The 21,631-nt window shown below is 73.0% G+C and carries 21 protein-coding genes; 7 read left to right on the forward strand and 14 right to left on the reverse strand.

The annotated features are described in order from the left end of the window. Positions 1-75: 75 nt before the first annotated feature. Entirely contained in the window at positions 76-570 is a 495-nt protein-coding gene (locus tag IEZ24_RS03200; protein ID WP_129453407.1) for a hypothetical protein, read from the reverse strand. An 80-nt stretch (positions 571-650) separates the two neighbouring features. On the opposite strand from IEZ24_RS03200, the gene truA reads away from it, so the two are divergent. Both truA and IEZ24_RS03210 read left to right on the forward strand, forming a co-directional pair. Then, entirely contained in the window at positions 651-1,487 is an 837-nt protein-coding gene (gene truA, locus IEZ24_RS03205) for a tRNA pseudouridine(38-40) synthase TruA (RefSeq protein WP_129453408.1), read from the forward strand. Beyond that, complete coding sequence (locus IEZ24_RS03210) at positions 1,480-2,076, forward strand: class I SAM-dependent methyltransferase (protein ID WP_129453409.1); 597 nt, start codon at positions 1,480-1,482, stop codon at positions 2,074-2,076. The genes truA and IEZ24_RS03210 overlap by 8 nt, the downstream gene beginning before the upstream one ends. A gap of 4 nt (positions 2,077-2,080) precedes the next feature. On the opposite strand, the gene IEZ24_RS03215 is transcribed toward IEZ24_RS03210, so the two are convergent. The 3 genes from IEZ24_RS03215 to IEZ24_RS03225 are packed head-to-tail and all read right to left on the reverse strand — an operon-like array spanning position 2,081 to position 5,082. Next, entirely contained in the window at positions 2,081-3,022 is a 942-nt protein-coding gene (locus tag IEZ24_RS03215) for a phosphotransferase (RefSeq protein ID WP_165355957.1), read from the reverse strand. A 43-nt stretch (positions 3,023-3,065) separates the two neighbouring features. After that, positions 3,066-3,809, reverse strand: a complete 744-nt coding sequence (locus IEZ24_RS03220; RefSeq protein WP_242498368.1) for a sortase domain-containing protein — start codon at positions 3,807-3,809, stop codon at positions 3,066-3,068. 28 nt (positions 3,810-3,837) lie between these two features. Continuing rightward, positions 3,838-5,082, reverse strand: coding sequence for a cytochrome P450 (locus tag IEZ24_RS03225; RefSeq protein WP_129453411.1), 1,245 nt, complete (start codon positions 5,080-5,082; stop codon positions 3,838-3,840). Between the two features lie 97 nt (positions 5,083-5,179). Here IEZ24_RS03225 and mgrA point away from each other — a divergent pair, with 97 nt between their 5' ends. From mgrA to IEZ24_RS03240, 3 genes are read left to right on the forward strand one after another with little or no spacing between them, the layout of a single operon-like run. After that, complete coding sequence (mgrA, locus tag IEZ24_RS03230) at positions 5,180-6,214, forward strand: L-glyceraldehyde 3-phosphate reductase (RefSeq protein WP_129453412.1); 1,035 nt, start codon at positions 5,180-5,182, stop codon at positions 6,212-6,214. Further along, on the forward strand, positions 6,211-7,578 hold the full coding sequence (locus tag IEZ24_RS22210) for an FAD-dependent oxidoreductase (RefSeq protein WP_242498369.1): 1,368 nt from the start codon (positions 6,211-6,213) through the stop codon (positions 7,576-7,578). The genes mgrA and IEZ24_RS22210 overlap by 4 nt, the downstream gene beginning before the upstream one ends. 32 nt (positions 7,579-7,610) lie before the next feature. After that, a complete protein-coding gene (locus IEZ24_RS03240; protein ID WP_191192809.1) occupies positions 7,611-8,345 on the forward strand; it encodes an N-acetyltransferase in 735 nt (244 codons plus the stop codon). A 15-nt stretch (positions 8,346-8,360) separates the two neighbouring features. Here the strand turns inward: IEZ24_RS03240 and IEZ24_RS03245 are convergent, their stop codons facing one another. Beyond that, positions 8,361-9,614: an Nramp family divalent metal transporter gene (locus IEZ24_RS03245; protein WP_129453413.1), complete on the reverse strand. Its 1,254-nt coding sequence runs from the start codon at positions 9,612-9,614 to the stop codon at positions 8,361-8,363. A 152-nt stretch (positions 9,615-9,766) separates the two neighbouring features. On the opposite strand from IEZ24_RS03245, the gene IEZ24_RS03250 reads away from it, so the two are divergent. Both IEZ24_RS03250 and IEZ24_RS03255 read left to right on the forward strand, forming a co-directional pair. Continuing rightward, entirely contained in the window at positions 9,767-11,446 is a 1,680-nt protein-coding gene (locus tag IEZ24_RS03250; RefSeq protein ID WP_129453414.1) for an ABC-F family ATP-binding cassette domain-containing protein, read from the forward strand. After that, on the forward strand, positions 11,443-12,477 hold the full coding sequence (locus tag IEZ24_RS03255; RefSeq protein ID WP_242498370.1) for a GNAT family N-acetyltransferase: 1,035 nt from the start codon (positions 11,443-11,445) through the stop codon (positions 12,475-12,477). The genes IEZ24_RS03250 and IEZ24_RS03255 overlap by 4 nt, the downstream gene beginning before the upstream one ends. Positions 12,478-12,617: 140 nt before the next feature. Here the strand turns inward: IEZ24_RS03255 and IEZ24_RS03260 are convergent, their stop codons facing one another. From IEZ24_RS03260 to IEZ24_RS03300, 9 genes are all read right to left on the reverse strand, one after another. Continuing rightward, the gene (locus IEZ24_RS03260) at positions 12,618-13,883 is read right to left on the reverse strand and encodes a TolB family protein (protein ID WP_129453415.1); all 1,266 of its coding nucleotides are present in this window, start codon (positions 13,881-13,883) and stop codon (positions 12,618-12,620) included. Between the two features lie 66 nt (positions 13,884-13,949). Beyond that, positions 13,950-14,876 (reverse strand): SGNH/GDSL hydrolase family protein, encoded by a 927-nt coding sequence (locus IEZ24_RS03265; protein WP_129453416.1) that lies wholly within the window; start codon positions 14,874-14,876, stop codon positions 13,950-13,952. Positions 14,877-14,949: 73 nt separating this feature from the next. Beyond that, complete coding sequence (locus IEZ24_RS03270) at positions 14,950-16,101, reverse strand: acyl-CoA dehydrogenase family protein (RefSeq protein ID WP_129453417.1); 1,152 nt, start codon at positions 16,099-16,101, stop codon at positions 14,950-14,952. A gap of 13 nt (positions 16,102-16,114) precedes the next feature. After that, complete coding sequence (locus tag IEZ24_RS03275; protein ID WP_129453418.1) at positions 16,115-17,281, reverse strand: acyl-CoA dehydrogenase family protein; 1,167 nt, start codon at positions 17,279-17,281, stop codon at positions 16,115-16,117. A gap of 20 nt (positions 17,282-17,301) precedes the next feature. Continuing rightward, a complete protein-coding gene (locus IEZ24_RS03280; RefSeq protein WP_129453419.1) occupies positions 17,302-18,453 on the reverse strand; it encodes an acyl-CoA dehydrogenase family protein in 1,152 nt (383 codons plus the stop codon). Between the two features lie 130 nt (positions 18,454-18,583). Further along, positions 18,584-19,783 carry a S1C family serine protease gene (locus IEZ24_RS03285; RefSeq protein ID WP_129453420.1) on the reverse strand — a complete coding sequence of 400 codons (1,200 nt, stop codon included), beginning with the start codon at positions 19,781-19,783 and terminating at the stop codon, positions 18,584-18,586. 75 nt (positions 19,784-19,858) lie between these two features. Further along, a complete protein-coding gene (locus IEZ24_RS03290) occupies positions 19,859-20,380 on the reverse strand; it encodes a GNAT family N-acetyltransferase (protein ID WP_129453421.1) in 522 nt (173 codons plus the stop codon). Positions 20,381-20,397: 17 nt separating this feature from the next. Further along, a complete protein-coding gene (locus IEZ24_RS03295) occupies positions 20,398-20,919 on the reverse strand; it encodes a SigE family RNA polymerase sigma factor (RefSeq protein ID WP_129453422.1) in 522 nt (173 codons plus the stop codon). A 1-nt stretch (position 20,920) separates the two neighbouring features. Next, positions 20,921-21,613 carry a hypothetical protein gene (locus IEZ24_RS03300; protein ID WP_191192810.1) on the reverse strand — a complete coding sequence of 231 codons (693 nt, stop codon included), beginning with the start codon at positions 21,611-21,613 and terminating at the stop codon, positions 20,921-20,923. Between the last annotated feature and the right edge of the window lie 18 nt (positions 21,614-21,631).

The raw sequence follows: 21,631 nt of genomic DNA on the forward strand, positions 1-21,631 counted from the left end.
CCTTCTTCAACTGATTGGTTGAATAAAAGGTAGGCCCGCTTTGATCGCGTTGTCAACCATGTGGTTGAACAAGGTTCAGCGGCGGGGCACCCGCACCTTCCGCGACACCGCCCCGAGGCACTCGGCGCGGCCCGAGCTGTAGGACGCCGACACCGTCACGTAGTAGGTCGCGCGTCGCACGGCGCGGAAGCGCTGGCGGCCGACGTACGACGCGTTCGCGCCCTCCACCTTCACGTCCCCGCCGCGCCGGACACGCCACAGGCTGACCCGGGCGCGCGAGGCGCAGGTCTGCTCGGGGGAGAGGACCCTGGCCTCGAGCCGGTCGCGGCCCTCGAGCCAGCGCAGGCGGGCCGTACGCGTCGCGCTGGGGCAGCCGGTCGGGTTCGGCGACGCCACCGTGGGGCAGCCGTCGACGAGGTCGTCGAGCCCGTCGCCGTCGCTGTCGCCCGCGGACGCCACGGCGGTGCTGGGAACCGCAGCCGAGGCCAGCGAGACGCCGAGGGCTGCCGGCGAGGACGTCGCGACCAGGACGAGCGCGACGGCTCGGCTGACGAGTCGGGACCGGGACATCTCATCGCCAGCCTAGGTGCTGCCGGGCGGGCGGTCACCACCCCGTGGGTCCGCCTCGCGCAGCGCCTAGGATCGCTGGCGTGCGCCTGCGGATCGACTGTGCCTACGACGGCGCCGACTTCTCCGGCTGGGCCGCTCAGCCGGGGCGGCGCACGGTGCAGGGCACCCTCGAGTCCGCGCTGGCCACTGCGCTGCGGGTGCCGGAGGTGCGGGTGACCGTCGCCGGGCGTACGGACGCCGGGGTGCACGCGCGCGGGCAGGTGGCCCACGTCGACGTCGAGCCCGACGTCGTGGCGGCGTCCGCGGGCCGGTCCACCGACCCGCCGCTGGACGCCCTCGCCCGTCGCGTCGACGGCATCCTGCCGGCCGACCTGCGCGTACGCCGCGTGGTCGAGGCGCCCGACGGGTTCGACGCACGCTTCTCCGCGACCTGGCGGCGCTACGCCTACCGGATCGCCGACGCCCGGGAGCTCGCCGACCCGCTGGTGCGCGGCCACGTCCTGACGTGGGGCCGGCGCCTCGACCTCGACGCGATGAACGAGGCCTCCGCGCCGCTGGTCGGCCTCCAGGACTTCGCGTCCTTCTGCAAGCAGCGGGAGGGCGCGACCACGGTCCGTACGCTGCTCGACCTCGCCTGGCACCGCGACGACGCCAGCCTCGCGGTTGGCACGGTGCGCGCCGACGCGTTCTGCCACAACATGGTGCGCTCGCTCGTCGGCTGCCTGATCGCGGTCGGGGAGGGGCGACGACCGACGACCTGGCCGGCCGAGGTGATGGCCGGACGGCGACGCGACCAGGGCGTACGGGTCGTGCATCCCCACGGCCTCACGCTGGAGGAGGTCGGCTACCCCGACGACGACGAGCTCGCGGCGCAGGCCGGGCGCGCCCGAGCCAGAAGAGAGGCGATCGATGCCTGAGCACTACTTCTCCGCCGACCCCGGCGTCCCCTTCGAGCGCGAGGCGTTCACGGCCGAGCTGTGGGGCCACGAGCTGCGGTTCGACACGGGCTCGGGCGTCTTCAGCCGGGGCCACCTCGACCACGCCACGGCGGTCCTGTTCAAGGAGCTCGAGCCGCCGGTGCAGGGGCAGTTCCTCGACCTCGGCTGCGGCTACGGCGTCATCGGGCTCGCCATCGCGAAGGCCGTGCCGCTGGCCAACGTGACCGCCGTCGACGTCAACGAGCGCGCGCTGCTGCTCGCCAACGACAACGCCCGCGCGGCGGGCCTGGCCTCGCGCTTCGTCGCGTGCCTGCCCGAGCAGGTGCCCAGCGACCAGGTCTTCGACGAGATCTGGTCCAACCCGCCGATCCGGATCGGCAAGGACGCGCTCCACGAGCTGCTGCTGACCTGGCTGCCCCGGCTGGCGCCCGGCGGGCGGATGGTCATGGTCGTCGGCAAGAACCTGGGTGCCGACTCGCTCCAGCGGTGGCTGGGCGAGCAGGGCTGGCCCACGCAGCGGCTCGCGAGCAGCAAGGGGTTCCGGGTGCTGGAGACGCGGCGCGCGTGACCGCCTAGGGCTTGCCGTCGAGGAACATCCTCAGGCGGGTGTGGGTCTGGCCCGGGTCCTGGGGCAGCGCACCGTTGATCGCGCGGCACACCCAGCCGAGACGCATCGCGATCCGCGCCGCCTCGCGCAGGTCCGTGTCCGTGAGCGGGTAGGTCTTCGCGAAGGGCCGGAGGTACGCCGCGAGGTGGGGGTCGAGGTCCTCGGAGCCCTCCTCGTCGTCGATGCCCCACGCGATGACGCCCTCGAGGGTGACCGCCAGGGTGAAGAAGGGATGCGAGACGCACGCGTCGCCCCAGTCGAGCACCTGGTGCACGCCGTCGCCGAGGAAGACCTGTCCGTCGTGGAGGTCGTCGTGCTGGACGGTCTCGCGGATGCCGAAGGCGACGAGCCGGTCGCACAGGTCGGTGATCGCGTCGGGGCCCGGCAGGCGCGGGTCGACGTCGTCGAGTCCGGCTAGCAGCGCGGCGTACGCCCCTGGCAGCGTGTGCAGCCGGCGGTCGGGGAGTCCGGCGGCCAGCAGGGCGTCGACCCGGTCCTCGCAGGCGAGCTGGAGCCGGGCGTACGCCTCCAGCACGTCGTGCCACCGCACGAGGCTGCGCTCCTCGGGGATGACGTCACGCAGCCGCCGGCCGGCGTCCGCGAGGAGCATCCAGCCCGTCCGCGGGTCGCTGGCCAGCGGCACCGGCACCCGCCCGCCCGACAGCGGAGCGACGATCGCGGTGGCGGCCGCCTCGTGCCGCATGGAGTCGTCGTTGGCCTTGAACCACACCGGTCCGTCGTCGGTCGGCACCCGCATGACGGTCGACCAGTCGGTGACGTGCGGCTGCTCGATCGCGGCGACGACCGAGCGTCCCCGCTCGGCGAGCCGTGCCACGATCCACGCGTGCGCGGAGTCGACGAAGCCGGAGGCGCGCCACCGGTCGCTCATCGCGGTCAGCTCGGGCATGGCGTGCATTCCACCGCGCCGAGCCGAGCGCGGGCAACGGGTTTCACGCGGATCGGGTCGCCACGAGCACGCCGATCTTGTCGATGCGGTGCTCGGGGTTGTCGAACTCGTCGGACCAGTAGTTGCCGTTGGCGTGGTCCTCGAGGGTCGCGCAGGTCGAGAGCGTGATCATCGGCCGGGTGGCGTCCGCACCGGGGCGCCCCGGCACCTCCGCGCGCTGGGCGCGCAGCGAGGCCGGCCGCCGGAAGGACGTCCACCGGGTGCGGCGCACCTCGTAGACGTACACGGTGTCGCCGGTGCGGACCAGGATCCGGTCACCGCGGCGCAGCGAGGGGGAGTCGCGCAGCGGGGCGGTCCCGGTCAGCCGGTGCCCGGTGACGATGTAGTTGCCGACCTCGCCGGGTCCGGTGCCGCCGCCCGGTCCCCGCGGGGACGCCATGTCCCCGGCGTTCTGCAGCGCGGTCCCCGGGGCGTCGTCGGGCGACCCGCGGTAGCGCACGACGGGGAAGCCCCTCAGCCCGATGGCCGGGATGGTGACGTACGAGCGACGCGGCTCGGGGACCACCGGCTCGGGCTCGGTGGTGGGTTCGGTGGTGGGTTCGGTGGTGGGTTCGGTGGTGGGCTCGCTCGCGGCCGCCGGGCTCTCGGGGGTCGCCGGCGGTTCGCTCGTCGTCCGTCGCTCCACGGGCGCAGCCCCCTGGTTCGCGCCGCGCGGGTCCTCGGCGGCGCAGGACGACGTCAGCGCGACGACCGCCGCGGCCAGGAGGAGGACGACTCTGCCTGCCACCCGCTCCACGGTACGCAGCAGGCGGGCGTCACCCCAGCCGGACGGGCAGCCGCTCGACCCCGTGGACGATGGCGAGCTCGGTGAACCGCAGGTCGTGCGGGTCGCAGGCGAGCGCGAGGTCGGGGAAGCGGCGCGCCAGTGCGACGAGCGCCGTACGGAGCTCCATGCGGGCCAGCTCCGCACCGACGCACCGGTGCAGGCCGTGGCCGAAGGCGAGGGTCCCGGCCGAGGCAGCCGTCGGGTCGAAGCGTCCCGGGTCGGCGTGGCGGGCCGGGTCGCGTCCGGCTCCGGTGAGCGAGACGACGACGATGTCGCCCGTGCGCACCCGCTGGTCGCCGACCCGGACCTCGCGGCGGGCGATGCGCGGGAAGGCGACCTGCACCGGGCAGACGAACCGCAGCAGCTCCTCGACCACGCGGTCGACCTCGGCGCGCTCGCCCCGCTGGAGCGTCGCCCACGCGCCCGGGTGCTGGAGCAGGACCCAGGTGCCCAACGACAGCATGCTGGCGCTCGTCTCGTAGCCGCCGAGGAAGACCCCGTCGGCGAGGCCGCCGAGCTCGACGTCGTCGAAGGCGGCTCCGTGCTCGGAGACCATCCGGGCGAGCAGGCCGTCCGGCAGGTGCGGCGACCGGCGCTCGGCGGCCACGAGATCGATGAGGAACCGCCGGGTGCCCGCCGCGGTGTCGAAGATCCGTGCGCTGCCGTCGCGCAGGTCGAAGCGCGCCGCACCGCGGCGGCGGAACGCGTCGCGGTCCACGACCGGCATCCCGAGCAGGTCGCAGATGACACCGAAGGGCACCGCGAAGCCGAAGCGGTCGACCAGGTCGACCTCGGGTCCGTGGGCGGCCAGGTCGTCGAGGGCCGCCTCGACGACGCGGTCGACGTCCTGCTGGAGGTCGACCAGCCGGCGCCGCGTGAAGCAGGGCGTCAGCACCCGCCGCAGGCGCTCGTGGTCGGGGGAGTCGGTCATCCCGAGACCCCCGATCCGCTCGGCGGGCGCCCGGCCCTGGCGGCCGATCAGGCCGCGCACGTCGTTGGCGAAGGCGTCGGAGTCGGCGAGCACGGCCCGGGCGGCGTCGTACCCCGTGACGAGCCAGACCCGGGTCCCGAGCAGCCGCGCGAGGCGCACCACGTCGCCGCGCGCGCGACTCGCCTCGAGTCGCGGCACCGGGTCGAGGCCGTCGCGCTGCAGCGGGAACCGCACGGCCGCCGGGACCCGACCGGCGGTCGACACGGCGAGCCGGAGGGCGGTGCCGCGCAACGAGGGAGCCATGGATCCAGTGCACGTCGCGCTGCGGCCGGCGGCCATCGGGCATCACCCCGGTCCGTCCCGGACGCGCCCCCGGCACCCGACCGGGCAGGATGGGGCCATGGCCTACGACGCAGCCGACGACAGGTACGACGACTCCACCGGGATGCACTACCGGCGGACCGGGCGGAGCGGGCTCAGGCTGCCCGCGCTGTCGTTGGGCCTCTGGCAGAACTTCGGCACCGACCGGCCCGAGGAGACGCAGCGGGCGATCCTGCGGCGCGCCTTCGACCGGGGGGTCACGCACATCGACCTCGCCAACAACTACGGCCCGCCCTACGGCCGCGCCGAGGAGAACTTCGGCCGCTACCTCAAGGACGACTTCAAGCCCTACCGCGACGAGCTGGTCATCTCGACCAAGGCCGGCTACGACATGTGGCCGGGCCCCTACGGGCAGGGTGGCGGCTCGCGGAAGTACGTCCTGGCCTCGCTCGACCAGTCGCTCGACCGGCTCGGTCTCGACTACGTGGACATCTTCTACAGCCACCGCTTCGACCCGGAGACGCCGCTCGAGGAGACCATGACGGCGCTCGACGCGGCGGTCCGGTCGGGGCGCGCGCTCTACGTCGGCATCTCGTCCTACTCGCCGGCGAAGACCAGGGAGGCGGCCGGGATCGCGCGCGACCTCGGCACGCCGCTCCTGATCCACCAGCCGTCCTACTCGATGCTCAACCGCTGGATCGAGGGCGGGCTGCTCGACGAGCTCGAGCAGCAGGGGATGGGCTGCATCGTCTTCACCGCCCTCGCCCAGGGCCTGCTCACCGACCGCTACCTCGACGGCGTGCCGGCCGACTCGCGCGCCGCTCGCGACGACTCCACGATCACCGGCCTCGACGAGGAGACGCTCGAGCGGGTGCGGGCGCTGAACCGGGTCGCCGAGGCCCGCGGCCAGAAGCTCGCGCAGCTCGCCCTCCAGTGGGTCCTGCGCGACGAGCGGGTGACGAGCGCGGTGATCGGCGCCTCCAGCGTGGAGCAGCTCGACACCAACCTCGACGCCCTCTCCGGGCCGCCCCTGACCGACGACGAGCTCGCCGAGATCGACCGTCACGCCGTGGATTCGGGGGTCAACCTGTGGGCAGAGCAGACCGAGGAGTGACCGAGCGCATCGTCGTCGTCGGTGCCGACGCCGCCGGGATGTCCGCGGCGCACCAGGCGCTGCGGACCGCGCGGCGTACGGGGCGCGAGCTGGCGATCACCGTGCTCGACCGCGGCACGCACACCTCCTACAGCGCCTGCGGCATCCCCTACTGGATGGCCGGCGACGTCGACGGCGGTGACGACCTCGTCGCCCGCAGCGCCGAGCAGCACCGGGACGCCGGGATCGACCTGCGGCTCGGGGTCGAGGTGGTCGCGGCCGACCTGTCCGGGCGTACGGTCACGACCGCCGACGGCGAGGCGATCGGCTTCGACGAACTGGTCGTCGCCACGGGCGCCCCCGCGGTGGTGCCCGACTGGGCGCTGCGGCCCGACGGCACGGCGTACGCCGGGGTCGGGGTGGTGAAGACGCTCGACGACGGCACGGCCTGGGTCGACCGGTTCGCCGAGGCCGGCGACGGTGCGCACGTGGTGGTCGTGGGCGCGGGCTACGTCGGCGTCGAGGTCGCCGAGGCCGCCCTGCGGCAAGGCTTCGGCGTCACCGTCCTCACCCGCACGCGCGGCATGGGGATGCTCGAGGACGAGATGTCCGACCTGGTCAACAAGGCCCTGGTCGACGCCGGCGTCGAGCTGGTGCTGGGCGCCGAGGTCACCGGCCTCGACCTCGACGGCGACCGGGTGTCCGGCGTGCACTGGGACGGTGGCAGTCGCGAGGCGGACCTCGTGGCCGTGGCGATCGGCGTGCGCCCCGCGACGGACTTCCTGCGCGGGACCGGGCTGCCGCTCACCGAGGACGGTGCGCTGCGGCCGGACCCGCACGGCCGCGTGGCCGACCACGTCTGGGCCGCCGGTGACTGCTGCGAGGTGCGGCGGCGGATCGACGACGCGTGGGTCTTCCGGCCGCTCGGCACCCATGCCAACAAGCACGGGCGTGCGCTCGGCGACAGCCTCGCCGGCGGCTCGCTCGCGTTCGAGGGGATGACCGACACCTCGATCACGCGCTTCGCAGCCTGCGGGCAGTACGTCGAGATCGCCCGCACCGGGCTGTCCCGCGCGGACGCGACGGCGGCCGGCCTCGACCCGGTCGCGCTCGTCACCGAGGGCTCGACGGCGAGCGGCTACATGCCGGAGGCCGACCCGGTCGCCATCTGGGTGATGGCCGACCGCGCCAGCCGCAGGCTGCTGGGCGTGCAGGTCGTGGGCGGGCGCGGCGCCGGCAAGCGGATCGACGCCGCGGCCGCGGTGCTGTGGCACGAGGGGACGGTCGACGACCTCGCGTGGATGGACCTGGCCTACGCACCGCCCTTCGCCACCGCGTGGGACGTGCTGCAGGTGGCTGCCCGTCGGGTGGCCGAGCGGCTCTGAAACCTGTTGCGGCCACGAGCAGACTGGTCCGTGTGCACCTCGAGTTCGTCACGCTGGCAGAGCGACCGGAGCTGATGGACGTCTTCTGGGACATGGAGACGTCGTGGCCGGAGTTCATGAAGCACGACCCGATCGGCAACGGCTACTACGCCTCGCTCGAGGAGTTCGCCGAGTTCGTCCTGGTCTGCCTCGACGAGTCGGGGCGGATGGTCGCGAAGGCCCACTCGGTGCCGTTCCGGCTGCCCGAGGGTGAGCTGCCCGACGCGGGGTGGGACTTCGCCATCCGCAGCGGGCTGCTGACGAAGCTGTGGGGTGAGGACCCCGACGCGGTGTCGGCGGTCGAGATCGCGATCGAGCCGGGCCTCCAGGGCAGCGGGCTGTCGGGCCGGATCGTCGCGGCGCTGCGTGACAACGCGGGCCGGCTCGGGTTCGGCGAGCTGCTCGCACCGGTGCGCCCCAACGGCAAGGCCGACGTCCACGAGCCGATGGCGGCGTACGCCCTCCGCACCCGTGACGACGGGCTCCCCGTGGACCCGTGGCTGCGGGTGCACGTACGCGCCGGGGGCCGGATCGACCGCGTGTGCCCACGCTCGATGGTCATCCCCGGCACGGTCGAGGAGTGGCGCGAGTGGACCGGGCTGCCCTTCGACACGACGGGCCCCGTCGTCGTGCCCGGTGCCCTCGCGCCGGTGATGTGCGACGCCGAGCACGGGACGGCGACCTACGTCGAGCCCAACGTGTGGGTCAGGCACCCGACGGGCGCGTGAGCGGCTTGCGCGTGGTCACGCCCCGCTGACGGCCTTGCGGACCTCGTTGACGCAGAGCGCGACGAATGCGAGCGCGATGATCGCCATCAGCACGTTGGAGTGGATCTTGTTGCGCCACTCGGCCGGAGTGCGGTCGGTGTTGAGCAGCCAGAGCAGGGTGATCGCGAGGAACGGCATGAAGAACGCGCCGAGGACGCCGTAGGCGAGGATCAGCCAGACCGGCTTGCCGAGGAACATCATCACCATCGGCGGGAACGTCAGCCAGAGGATGTAGGCCTTGTACCACTTGCCCCCGGCGCGGGCGTCGGCCTCGTCGCCGCCGGTCACGTTGGTCATGAAGTCGGCGAACATCAGGCTGACGCCGTTCCACACGCCGACCAGCGAGGACATCGCGGCGGCCCAGAAGCCCAGCAGGAAGAGCTTGCCCGCCCACTGGCCGTAGCGGTCCTGCAGCACCGCGCCGAGGTCGAGGAGTCCCGCGTCGCCGGTCTCGATCGCGACGCTGGTCGAGTAGAGCAGCTCGGCGCCGACCACGAGGGTCGCGAGGACGAAGATGCCGGTGACGACGTAGGCCACGGTGTTGTCGATGCGCATGACCCGCATGTAGGCCGGGGTGCTCCAGCCCTTCTCGCGCAGCCAGTAGCCGTAGGCGGCGAGGGTGATGGTGCCACCGACGCCGCCGGCGAGGGCGAGGGTGTTGACCAGGCCGTCCTCGGGGATCCGCGGGACCAGGCCGGTGAGGAGCTCGCCGAGGTTGGGCAGGGTCAGCAGGGCGGCGCCGACCATCGTGACGAACATGATGCCGACGAGCGCGGCGAGCACCTTCTCGAAGACGCTGTAGCGCCCGGACCACACCAGCGCCAGGCCGAGGAGGCCCGACAGGATGCCCCACCACGTCGTCGAGAGGACTCCGGTCAGGCCGGCGAGTGCGAGGCCGGTGCCGGCCATGGCGGCGGCCCCGTAGACGAAGCCCCAGATGACGATGTACGGCGCGAAGTACCAGGTCGTCCAGGCTCCGAGCGAGCGCCAGCCCTCGAAGATCGTCCGCCCGGTCGAGAGGCAGTAGCGGCCCGCGCCCTCGACGAGCACGATCTTCATCAGGCAGCCGACGACCACGCACCACAGCAGCGTGTAGCCGAACTTCTGCCCTGCGATGAGGGTCGCCACGAGGTCGGCCGCGCCGACGCCGGTCGCCGCGACGACGAGCCCGGGGCCGATGATGCGCCAGCGGGGGACGGTGGTCTGCTCTTCCGAGGTGGAGGTCGCCATGAGCAGCACCCTAACCGTGGTCTAGACCATGATCGAGGGTCTCGAGGTGCGCGCTCGTCCCCTGCGTGCCGCTCGACCAGCGCAGCATCCGGCCGACCGGGCGAACGGATATCCACGCGACGAGCGGGCCCGACGCTTGCGACAATCCCTCCGTGGGACACGTCGACGTCGCTGGAGTGCGCTACGAGCTGCCGGACGGCCGGGTGCTGCTCGACGACGTCAGCTTCCGGGTGGGGGACGGCCAGAAGGTCGCCCTGGTGGGGGCCAACGGTGCCGGCAAGACGACCCTCCTGCGGATCGTGACCGGTGACCTCAAGCCGCACGCGGGCGTGGTCACGCGGTCCGGCGGCCTCGGGGTGATGCGACAGTTCGTCGGCCACGGGGGTGCCGACGAGACGGTCGCAGACCTGCTGCTGTCGGTGGCGCCGGCCGACGTACGCCGGTGGGCGCACGAGGTCGCTGCACAGGAGCTGCGGCTCATGGACGATGACAGCGAGTCGGTGCAGATGGCCTACGCCGAGGCGCTCGGCCACTACGGCGACGTCGGCGGCTACGACCTCGAGGTCGTCTGGGACAAGGTCACGACCGCGGCGATGGGCATGCCCTACGACCGTGCGAAGTACCGGGCGCTCACCACGCTCTCCGGAGGTGAGCAGAAGCGGCTGGTGCTGGAGTACCTGCTCCAGGGCCCGGACCAGGTCCTGCTGCTCGACGAGCCGGACAACTACCTCGACGTGCCGGGCAAGATCTGGCTGGAGGAACGCATCCGCGAGTCGGCCAAGACGATCCTGTTCATCAGCCACGACCGCGAGCTGCTCAACAACACCGCGACCCGCATCGTGACCGTCGAGCTCGGCAGCGCCGGCAACCTCGTGTGGACCCACCCCGGCGGCTTCGCGAGCTACCACCAGGCGCGCGCCGAGCGGTTCGAGCGCTTCGAGGAGCTGCGCCGGCGCTGGGACGAGGAGTACGCCAAGCTGCGCGCGCAGATGCTGATGTACAAGCAGAAGGCGGCGTACAACTCCGACATGGCCAGCCGCTACCAGGCGGCGCAGACCCGGTTGAAGAAGTTCGAGGACGCCGGTCCGCCGACCGAGCAGCCGCGCGAGCAGCAGGTGAAGATGCGGCTCAAGGGCGGGCGTACGGGCAAGCGGGCCGTGGTGTGCACCGACCTGGAGCTCACCAACCTCATGAAGCCGTTCGACCTCGAGGTCTGGTACGGCGAGCGGGTGGCGGTGCTGGGCTCCAACGGCTCCGGCAAGTCGCACTTCCTGCGCCTGCTGGCCGCCGGCGGCAGCGACCCGGACATCGAGCACCAGCCCGTCGGCGTGCCTCCCGCGCCGGTCGCGCACACCGGCAGCGCCAAGCTCGGCGCCCGGGTGCGGCCGGGCTGGTTCGTGCAGACGCACGAGCACCCCGAGCTGGTGGGGCGCACGCTGCTGGAGATCCTCCACCGCGGCGACGACCACCGCGACGGCATGGGCCGCGAGGCGGCGAGCCGGGTGCTCGACCGCTACGAGCTGGCGCACGCCGGCGAGCAGCGGTTCGAGTCGCTGAGCGGCGGGCAGCAGGCACGCTTCCAGATCCTGCTGCTCGAGCTGTCCGGCGCGACGCTGCTGCTGCTCGACGAGCCCACCGACAACCTCGACGTGCAGTCGGCCGAGGCGCTGGAGGCCGGGCTCGAGGCCTTCGAGGGGACCGTGCTGGCGGTGACGCACGACCGCTGGTTCGCCCGCGGGTTCGACCGGTTCCTGGTCTACGGCGCCGACGGCGAGGTCTACGAGTCGCCCGGTCCGGTGTGGGACGAGGGACGGGTGGCGAGGTCCCGGTGAGTCGTCCCGACGGCCTCGGGATCCACGCGCTCGACCCCGCCGACGACGCAGGGTTCGCCGCCTGGCACCACGTCTACGAGACGTCCGCCCGCCACGAGCTGGGCGACGTGGCGTCGGTGTGGCAGCTCGAGGAGCTGCGCGCGCTGATGCAGGACCCCGCCCGGCACAGTCGCACCGCCGGGTGGTCGGCCGTGCTCGACGGGGAGACGGTCGGTGCGGGGTGGATGCGGACCCCGATGCTCGACAACCTGGAGCTGGCCGAGATCGACGTCCACGTCCTGCCGGCGCACCGACGGCGGGGCGTCGGCTCGGCGCTGCTCGCCGGGCTCGAGGACGAGGCCCGCGCCCGCGGCCGACGGGTGCTCACCGGGTTGGCGTCCTGGCCGTACGCCGCCGGCTCGGCCGGTGCCGGCGCGTCGGGGCCCGAGTTCGCGAGCGCCACCGGTTTCGGCCTCGCGCTGTCGGAGGTGCAGCGCGAGCTGCCGCTCCCGGTCGCCGACGAGGTCCTCGCCGGACTGGCCGACGACGCGGCGCCCGCCCACGCGGCGTACACGCTGCGGTCGTGGAGCGGACCGGTGCCCGACGAGCTGCTGCACGGGTGGGCGGAGATCACCTCGACCCTCGCGACCGAGGCCCCCACGGGTGACCTCGAGCTCGAGCCCGAGGCGGTCAGCACGGAGGCGGTGCGCGAGCGGGAGGCGACCATCGCCCGGCAGGGGCGCACGAAGTACAACACCGTCGCGCTCTCGGCCTCCGGCGAGGTCGTGGCCTACTCCGACCTCGCGACGACGGTCCACGAGCCGGGACGGGCCTACCAGTGGGGGACGCTCGTCCACCGGGCACACCGCGGCCACCGGCTCGGGCTCGCGGTCAAGGTCGCCAACCTGCGGCTGCTCCAGCGCGAACGGCCCGACGTCACCCGACTGACCACCTACAACGCCGAGGTCAACGCGCACATGATCGGCGTCAACGAGGCGCTGGGCTTCCGTCCGGTCGCCCGGCTCGGGGACTTCCAGAAGAAGCTCGGCTGACCAGGTTGCGTCTGGTCCCGGGTGGGGGCCACGATCTCGCTGTTCGGGAGTCACCGGATATCCGGTGACTCCAGCGAGAGCGTGGAGGATCCGAGCCACCAGGTGACCCGGATCCTCCACGATCTCGAGTACGGCCCCTCCTAGGACCGACGTCGGCGCAGCGCGTATGCGACCAGCCGGGCTGCGAGCCAGGCGGTGAGCCCGGCGAGCACGGCGGCGCCGATGCGCCAGCCCCACGGCCACGGGCCGCGGTCGACGTCGCCGGGCGCCACCGTCCGCAGGTCGCCGACGGCGGCCGAGGCCATCTGGAAGCGGCCCACGCCGTAGCCCTGCAGGTCCGGGATCGTCGTCAGCGTGGTCGGCGACGCCCCGTCGACCGGGACGCGGGACAGGGTGTAGGCCTCCGGGCCGCAGCACGGGTCGTAGCCCTCGACGTCGAGCAGCGTCACCACCTCGCCCGCGCCGGTCCAGCCGAGGACCCGCCCAGGTCCGGCCAGCGGCAGGTCGAGTCGCGGGGGCACCTCGCTTCCCTCGCCTGACGGGTCCACGAACGAGAGGCCGGTCGGCCGGCCGGGGTCGGGCACGCCCACCGGTGCACCGGAGGGCTCCAGGGTGGTGGTGGCGACCAGGCGTCCGTCCGGTGACCAGGCGGCCGGACCCGCGAGCACGCCGACGGACTCGAGGTCCCGGGCGGCGCCGCCGGCGAGGTCGACGACGGAGAGCCTCGCGCCGCTCGTGAAGTAGGCGCCGGCCCGCTCGAGCACCACCTCGGTGCCGTCGGGCGAGAAGGCGACGGCGGTGACGTCGTCGTCGGACAACACGTCGGTGGTGTCGTCCTCCAGGTCCAGGACGCCCACCGCTCCGGCGATGCGCTCTCCGGTGTAGGGATCGGTCGGCGCGGGGGACAGCAGGTGAGCCAGCGACCTGCCGTCGCGCGACCAGGCGACGGGCAGGACGCTGCGACCCGTCGGGAGAGGATGGGTGGTCGTGTCGCCGGTGAGGAGGTCGACGACCACCACGTCGGGGTCCTGGGTGTCGTGGTCACCGACGGCCACCTGGGTGCCGTCGGGCGAGAGCAGCATGGGCGCCGGGTCGCCCTGCGTCTCGGCGCCCGCCCGGTCCTCCGCCACGTCGACGCGGCGGTAGACGTCACCTCCCGCGCCCAGCACCACGGCCTGGGGGAAGTCGAGGAGCTCCACGCCCCAGCCGTGCTGGAACAGCGCCACGGCGGCGCCGGGTGGCGAGGTCGAGACGTTGCCGGTCAGGTGGGAGTACGCCGCGAGCTGGCGCGGCACCGCAGCGGCACCCGACTCCGCGGGAGCGCCGTCGTCGGACCCGGTGAGGACGACCGCGAGCGCGGCCGCGCCGAGGCCGACCACGACCGGCAGCCCCCCGACCGTACGCATGCGCCGACTCTAGGGCGGATCGGCGGGAGCGACGCGGAAGACGGGCCAGCCGATCCGCGCGCCGTTTCACGACGGCTGTGTCACCTGTCTCGGCAGTGCCTCCCAGATCGTCTCGGCAAGGACGGCGTGCCCGGCGACCGAGAGGTGGTTGTAGTCCGCGCCCAGCAGGTCCGGGGTGACGGGCATCGTCCCCGCGGCGCCTCGATCGGTCCAGCACCTGGGGGTCCGGCGACAGGTCTCGGTCATCGCGTCGTAGTAGAGACGCGAGATGCGACGGATGCCCTCGACGCCCTCTGCTCGCACGCGCCCCTTGCCGTCGAAGAGGTCGCACGGTCCGCTCCCGGTGTTGCCCAGGACGAGGCCGTCCACGTCGGACACCGCCCGCGCCCACGCGTCGGGAGTGCCCCACTGGTCGACCACGAAGATCGCGACGGAGTCGTTGCCGCGCCTGATGGTGCGGACCAGCTGCTCGAACTTCCGTGCGAACCGGCGGGCGTTGGCCGGGTCGGTCCCGTCGCAGCGCATGTCGTTGTCGACGCCCTGCACCAACACCAGGTCCGGCAGCGGGCCCTCCACGGTCGACAACGCCGCGGCCTGATCGAGCATCTGGTCGATGTCGGCACCGTTGGCGGACAGGTTGTAGTTGTGCCCTTCGATGGCGGGGTGGTCCTCCAGCAGGCGGAGGTAGATGCTGTCGACCTCGGGGTTGTCCCCGGTGGCCCAGGAGTTGGCGTTGACGCTCTCGATCGGTGAGTCGGGGTCGGACGCCACTCCGGTGGCGCCGGAGTGACCGACCACCGCGATGGCGTCGAACCGAGCAGTGGCTCGGGCCACCTGCTCCTCTTCCTCGTCGGCGGACGGGGAGGCGCTGGTCTCGTCTCCCGCCGCCGGAGCGACCGAGGTGGGCTCGCTCGTGCGACCGGACTCGGTGCCGTCGCTCGAGCACCCCACCAGCGCCATCAGGAACAGGGCGACCGCCCATCGTCCGGACACCGTTCCACCGTAGGTGGCGCCGGTCGCGGCGGTCTTCGCTCGAAGTGGGGAGATCGCCACGCGCGTGCGCCCGTCACGTGAACGCGCTGATCCCCGTCTCCGCCCGCCCGATGATGAGCTTCTGGATCTGCGAGGTGCCCTCGTAGAGCGTCATCACGCGTGCGTCGCGGAGGTACTTCGCGACCGGGAAGTCGTCGACGTAGCCGGCGCCGCCGTGCACCTGGATCGCGTTGTTGGCGGCGCGTACGGCGGCCTCCGAGGCGAAGAGCTTGGCCTTGGACGCGGCGGTCCCGAACGGCTCGCCGCGGTCGACCAGGTCGGCGCACCGCCACGCCAGCAGCCGCGCGGCGTCGGCGTCGAGGGAGATGTCGGCGATGAGGTCCTGCACGAGCTGGAACGACGCGATCGGCCGGCCGAACTGCGTGCGCTCCGTGGCGTACGCGACCGAGGCCTCCAGGCAGCCCTGCACGATGCCGACGCAGCCCGAGGCGACCGCGAGCCGGCCCTTGTCGAGGGTGCCCATCGCGATCTTGAACCCGTGCCCGACCTCCCCGAGGCGGGCGGAGTCCGGGACGCGTACGTCGTGCAGGAACAGCTCGGCCGTCGCCTGGCCGCGCAGCCCGAGCTTGCCCTTGATCTCGCGCGCCTCGAAGCCGGGGGAGTCGGTCGGCACCAGGAAGGCAGTGATGCCGCGCGGCCCGTCGTCGCTGGTGCGGGCGAACACCAGGGCCACGTCGGCCCAGGTGCCGTTGGTGATGAAGAGCTTCTGGCCGGTGACGAGCCAGTCAGCGCCGTCCCGGGTCGCTCGTGAGGTGAGGTTGCCGGCGTCGGACCCGGTGCCGGGCTCGGTGAGCCCGAAGCAGCCGAGCCTCGTCCCCGCGGCGAGCTGCGGCAGCCACTCCTGCTTCTGCTCCTCGGTGCCGTGGAAGAGGATCGACTTGCCCACCAGCCCGCTGCTGACCGAGACGATCCCGCGCAGCGCCGAGTCGGCGCGGCCGAGCTCCTCCATGGCCAGCGAGTACGTGACGTAGTCGCCGCCGACGCCGCCGTACTCCTCCGGGATGGTGAGGCCGAAGAACCCGAGCTCGGCCATCTTGGGCACGATCGCGAGGTCGACCGACTCGTCGTGGTCCCACTGCATGCGGTGGGGGACGGCCTCGCGTTCGAGGAAGTCGCGGGCGAGGGCGCGGAAGGCCTGCTGCTCCTCGGTGAGGGAGAGGTCCATCAGCGCCGACTCCTCATGAGAGGGCCTCGACCAGGTCGTGGTCGGTGACCCGCTCGGACAGCCGACGGAGGTGGTGGGGCCCGTTGCCCAGCCACTGGTCGAGCACCTCGAGGTGGGCCGTGCCGACGCCCACGGCGTACTCCGCGGTCATCCCGATGCCGCCGTGCAGCTGGATCGCCTCCTGCCCGACGTGGCGGCCCGACCGGCTGACCTGCAGCCCGACCCGGTCGGCCGCGTCGGCCACCGCCTCGCGGTCGCCGCCGGCGATCATCATCGTCGCCCAGTCGACCATGCTGTGCGCGAGCTCGAGCTCGACGTACATGTCGGCGGCGCGGAAGGTCAGCGCCTGGAAGGTGTTGAGGGTGACGCCGAACTGCTTGCGGCTCTTGAGGTAGTCGGTCGTGGCACGCACCTGGGACTGCATGACGCCGAGCGACTGGTTGGCTCCCATGATCCGGGTGAGGTCGCTGATCGTGGCGATGCTGGCGGACAGGTCGCGACCCGGCTGGCCGAGAGGTGTCGCGGCGCTGCCGTCGAAGCGCACGCTGGCCGCTCGCGTCAGGTCGGCGGCGGCGTACGCCGTCACGCCCGCGGCGGACGCGTCCACGAGGAAGACACCGGTGCCGTGGCCGTCGGGGAGCGCAGCGGTCACGACGAGGATGTCGGCCGCGCCGCCGCCCATCACCGGGTCCGCGACGCCGTCGAGGGTCCACGCGCGCTGTCCTGAGCCTGTCGAAAGGTCGCCGGACACGGAGGCCCGTACGCCGTCGGCGTGCGAGGACCACCGGCTGCCGGGGGAGGTGTCGGCCGCCGCCAGCAGCACCTCGCCGCTGCTGAGCCGGCCCAGCAGGTCGGCCTTCTGCTCGGGCGAGCCGACCGCGGCGACCAGCCCGCCGGCGTGGACCACGCAGGCGAGGTAGGGCTCGGGGGCGAGCACCCGGCCCAGCTCCTGGCACACGATGCCGATCTCGACCGGTCCGGCGCCGACGCCGCCGTCGGCCTCGCTGAAGGGCAGCCCGAGGATGCCCATCTCGGCCAGCCGCCCCCACAGCGCGCGGTCGAACCCGTCGTCGGAGGCGACCGTCGTGCGTCGCGCGTCGTGGTCGGCGTACGCGCTCGCGAGCAGGCCGCGCACGGCCTCCCGCAGCGCCTGCTGCTCGTCGTCGTAGGTGAAGTCCATGGCGTTCTCCCCTCGTCCCCTCAGAGTCCCAGGATCGTGCGGCTGATGATCTGGCGCTGGATCTCGTTGGAGCCGCCGTAGATCGAGGCCTTGCGGAGGTTGAGGTAGGTCGGTGCCGCCCGCCTCGCCCAGCCCTCCTGCGGCGAGTCGTCCTCGGCCCGCGAGGCCAGCGAGGCAGGGCCGGCGAGGTCGAGGGCGAGCTCGCTGACCGACTGCTGCAGCTCGGTGCCGCGGAGCTTGAGCACCGACGAGGCCGGGTGGGGCTCGCCGTCGCTGGAGTGGGCGACCACGCGGAGCGCGGTGAGCTCGAGGGCGAGCAGGTCGTTCTCGAGCTCGGCGACCCGGGCGCGGACGAGCGGGTCCTCGAGCTGCGCGGCGGCGTTCGTCTTGAGGGTGGCGAGGGCGCGTTTGGTGGCGCCGACCGGCGCCACCCCGACGCGCTCGTTGCCGAGGAGGAACTTCGCGATCGTCCACCCGCCGTTGAGCTCGCCGACGAGCAGGTCGCCCGGCACCCGTACGTCGGAGAACCAGACCTCGTTGACCTCGTGGCCGCCGTCGATCAGCTCGATCGGTCGCACCTCGACGCCGGGGGAGGTCATGTCGATGAGGAGCATCGAGATGCCGGCCTGCTTCTTCACCTCCGGGTCGGTGCGGACCAAGGTGAAGATCCAGTCTCCGTGCTGGCCGAGCGTCGTCCACGTCTTCTGCCCGTTGACGACCCAGTCGTCCCCGTCACGCACGGCGCTCGTACGGAGGCTGGCGAGGTCGGACCCGGCGTCGGGCTCGGAGAACCCCTGCGACCACCAGATGTCGAGGTTGGCGGTGGCCGGCAGGAAGCGCTCCTTCTGCTCCTGCGTGCCGAAGTGCGCGATGACCGGCCCGATCATCGAGGCGTTGAAGGCCAGCGGGATCGGCACGCCGGCGCGCTGCATCTCCTCGTGCCACAGGTGCCGCTGGAGGTCGGTCCAGTCCTGGCCACCCCACTCGACCGGCCAGTGCGGCACGGCGAGCCCCTCGGCGTTGAGCACCCGCTGGCTCTCGACGATCTGGTCGCTGCTGAGGTGGCGGCCCTCCAGGACGGTGTCGCGGATCTCCTGCGGGACCTTCGTCGTGAAGAACTCCCGCATCCGGTTCCGGAACTCCGCGTCGGCGGGACTGAGCTCGAGCTGCATGTGGCTCCTCGGTTCGAGTCGGTGGCCCCATCATGGCGGCCCGCCGGTAACGGGTCCACGTACGCACTCCCGCCCCCACTGGTGGGGGCGGGAGTGCATCTCCCGGGCAGTTGCCGGGGGCGTCGCGGTCTCAGCCCTCCGTGGCGTCGGAGTCGAGGGTCACGGTCGCGGACTGGCTCTCGCCGTCGCGCGTCCACGTGACCTCGACCTGGTCGCCGGGCCGGTAGGAGCGGATGGTCGCGACGAGCGAGTCCGCGCCGGTGATCCGGCGGTCGTCGATGGAGGTGATGACGTCGCCGGCCTCGATGCCCGCCTCCGCGGCCGTCGAGCCCTCGGTCACCTCGGCGATCCGGGCGCCGTCCTCGTCGTCGGCGACCCGGATGCCGAGGCGGGCGTGCGTCGGGGTCTCGCCGGCGGCCATCTGGTCGACGATCGGCATCACCTCGTCGATCGGGATCGCGAAGCCCAGCCCGATCGACCCGGCCTCCGACTGCCCGTACGGCGACTGCGACGCGGCGGTGCGGATCGAGGAGTTGATCCCGACGACCGCCCCCGTCATGTCGACGAGCGGACCGCCGGAGTTGCCGGGGTTGATGGCGGCGTCGGTCTGGACCGCGGGGTAGGTCGTGGAGTTGCCCTGGTCGTCGGAGCCGACGTTGACCGGACGGTCGAGCGCGCTGACGATGCCGCTGGTGACGGTGGCGTCCAGGCCGAAGGGCGAGCCGATGGCGACGACTCCCTCGCCGACGCCCAGGTTGGCGGACTTGCCGATCGTCGCCGGGGTCAGGCCGGAGACGTCGGCGGCCTGGATGACGGCGGTGTCGGTGAGCGGGTCGGTGCCGAGGATCTCCGCCTCGGCGCTGGTGCCGTCGTCGAAGGAGACCTCGATCGAGCCACCCTGCGTGGCCAGCTCGACCACGTGGTTGTTGGTCAGGATGGTGCCGTCGGCGGTGAGGATGATGCCGGACCCCGACCCCGAGCCCTGCTGGCCGGTGACGTCGATCTTCACCACGCTCGGCAGCACCTTCTGGGCGACCGACTCGACCGAGCCCTCGGCCGCCGGCGCCTGGCTCTGCGACACCGTCGACGTCGAGACGGGGCTCGCCTGGGACGAGCCCGACGACTCGCCCTGGGTGGCGTCCCACCACGCGGCCCCGCCGATGCCCGCCCCTCCGCCGACGAGCAGCGACGTGGCGACGACCGCGGCCGCCAGCCCCGTACGCCGTGGCCGCGGCGGCGCTGTCGGCTGCTGCGGCTGCTGCTGCGGGAAGGCCTGGGTGTGGGCCTGCTGGTACGGGTTGCCGTGCTGGGGGATCTGTGGGTCGTCCATGTCTCCGACGATGCGCCGCGACCCTGTGGAAGCGCTGAGAACCGGCTGGGAAGGTGCAGAGACCTGTCCGGGGGTTCAGCGGGGCAGGTCAGGCAGCGCCATCCACTCCGCCCACGTCAGGTCGCGCCCGACGTAGCGGGGGTTCTCGAGCGGCCACTCGTCGGCGATCCAGCGCGGCACCAGCTCGTCCAGGGCGGCCTCGAGCTCGGTGCCGACGCACTCGTCGACGACCCACCACGAGATCTCCGCGTCGGCGCCCGGCTTCTCCGGTGGATCGATGTAGACGCACCCCAGCAGAGCCGTCTCGTCGGTGTCGAGCAGGGCGTAGTTGAAGGACTGGTGCGTCTCCATCTCGGCGGCGTGCCGGGCCAGGTCGGCGCGGTCCTGTTCGTGGGTCATCTCGGCCGGCGGCCAGCCCCACGCCTCGCCGTAGATGCTCCAGAGCCGCTCGCGCGAGCCCATCACGGCGACCATGTCGAGGTCGGTGTCCTCGGCGCGGATCGGCCGCAGGTGGTGCCCGAACGGCACCTCGACCCGGGTCGGGTGGCGGAAGCCGGCGGGCAGCCAGGTGGCGGTGGCGGTGTGGTGCGACGACATGGGAGTTCCCTCGGGTGTCATCCGGCGAGCGCCGTGTCGGCGGCGAGCCGGCGGAGCGCGGCGAGGCCGCGGCTGGTGTTGGACTTGACGGTGCCGGTCGAGCAGCCGAGCACCTCGGCGGTCTCGGCGACGCTCAGCTGCTCGTAGAAGCGCAGCGCCACGGCAGCACGCTGCCGTGCCGGGAGCGCCAGCACCAGCCCCCAGACCTCGCCCGCCTGCCGCGGGTCGACGGGGTCCGGAGGACTGGTCGCGGGCTCCGGGAGCCAGGACGAGACGACCTCGTCGCGTCGCCACGGCTGGCGCTGCCAGCTGACGTACTGCCGGGTGATGGTGCGCCGGACGTACGCGTCCGCCGCGGCGCCCTCCCGGATCGACTCCCACCGGGGGAGGACCCGCACCAGCGAGGCCTGCAACAGGTCCTCGGCCGTGTGCGGGTCCCCGGCGACGGCCCGCGCCCACCGGAGCAGGGCAGGCCGCCGCTCGGCGACGTACGCCTCGAAGTCGACGACCCGCGAGCCGGGCGCGGACAGGGTCGACATCTCAGGACTCGCGCACCGTGCGGAGGAGGCCCAGGGAGATGACGAGCAGCCACACCGGCCCGGTCATGCCGGCCATGTACTGGGCGGGGCTGATCATGAAGAAGGCCGTGAGACCGCCCAGCACTGCGCTCGTCCAGCCGATCCACCGCGGGTAGGCGGACTGCTTGAACGTCGCGCTCGCCATCGCGAGCGCCGTCAGCCCGGCCGCCCCCCACAGCCACGGGACGGTGCCGACCCAGTGGCCGAAGAACGCGATGGTCTCCGGGACGAACGCGTCGTCGGGGGCGGCGAAGGCGAACGCGAACTCCGTCGTCAGGCCGGCGCCCAGCAGCTGGGCGGTCGCGACGAGCCCGAGCCCGAGTGCGGCGACGCCGGGGACGAGGCTGTCCGCCCCCGTACGCCGGCGCAGCTGCCGGTGCAGACCGGCGGTGAAGACGACGAGCAGGGCGCAGGACAGCATCGTCGCGGTGTGGAAGACGAGGATCTGCGGCACCTGCTCGGACATGGACTCGGCGATCGCCTCGGCGTCGCCACTGTTGGCGGGGTCGTAGACGGCGTCCACCAGGCTGCTGCCGACCATCGAGACGATGCCGGCGAGTCCGGCGCCGACACCGGCGAGGACCCACCCCCGTCCCGGGGACGTGGCGCCTGCGGCGGCGGGTTCGGTGGTGGACGGGTCGAGCGTGGTGCTCATGGCTGCTCCTGGGTCGGA

The sequence above is a fragment of the Nocardioides ganghwensis genome, assembly GCF_014779655.1.
Lineage (GTDB): Bacteria > Actinomycetota > Actinomycetes > Propionibacteriales > Nocardioidaceae > Nocardioides > Nocardioides ganghwensis.

Excerpts from the sequence above, each read along its gene's own strand:
- mgrA (WP_129453412.1), top strand. The coding sequence starts at position 5,180 with ATGGCCTACGACGCAGCCGACGACAGGTACGACGACTCCACCGGGATG.
- IEZ24_RS03245 (WP_129453413.1), bottom strand. The coding sequence starts at position 9,614 with ATGGCGACCTCCACCTCGGAAGAGCAGACCACCGTCCCCCGCTGGCGC.
- IEZ24_RS03225 (WP_129453411.1), bottom strand. The coding sequence starts at position 5,082 with ATGGCTCCCTCGTTGCGCGGCACCGCCCTCCGGCTCGCCGTGTCGACC.
- IEZ24_RS03270 (WP_129453417.1), bottom strand. The coding sequence starts at position 16,101 with ATGGACCTCTCCCTCACCGAGGAGCAGCAGGCCTTCCGCGCCCTCGCC.
- IEZ24_RS03285 (WP_129453420.1), bottom strand. The coding sequence starts at position 19,783 with ATGGACGACCCACAGATCCCCCAGCACGGCAACCCGTACCAGCAGGCC.
- IEZ24_RS03280 (WP_129453419.1), bottom strand. The coding sequence starts at position 18,453 with ATGCAGCTCGAGCTCAGTCCCGCCGACGCGGAGTTCCGGAACCGGATG.
- IEZ24_RS03300 (WP_191192810.1), bottom strand. The coding sequence starts at position 21,613 with ATGAGCACCACGCTCGACCCGTCCACCACCGAACCCGCCGCCGCAGGC.
- IEZ24_RS03290 (WP_129453421.1), bottom strand. The coding sequence starts at position 20,380 with ATGTCGTCGCACCACACCGCCACCGCCACCTGGCTGCCCGCCGGCTTC.
- IEZ24_RS03210 (WP_129453409.1), top strand. The coding sequence starts at position 1,480 with ATGCCTGAGCACTACTTCTCCGCCGACCCCGGCGTCCCCTTCGAGCGC.
- IEZ24_RS03275 (WP_129453418.1), bottom strand. The coding sequence starts at position 17,281 with ATGGACTTCACCTACGACGACGAGCAGCAGGCGCTGCGGGAGGCCGTG.
- IEZ24_RS03200 (WP_129453407.1), bottom strand. The coding sequence starts at position 570 with ATGTCCCGGTCCCGACTCGTCAGCCGAGCCGTCGCGCTCGTCCTGGTC.
- IEZ24_RS03295 (WP_129453422.1), bottom strand. The coding sequence starts at position 20,919 with ATGTCGACCCTGTCCGCGCCCGGCTCGCGGGTCGTCGACTTCGAGGCG.
- IEZ24_RS03215 (WP_165355957.1), bottom strand. The coding sequence starts at position 3,022 with ATGCCCGAGCTGACCGCGATGAGCGACCGGTGGCGCGCCTCCGGCTTC.
- IEZ24_RS03260 (WP_129453415.1), bottom strand. The coding sequence starts at position 13,883 with ATGCGTACGGTCGGGGGGCTGCCGGTCGTGGTCGGCCTCGGCGCGGCC.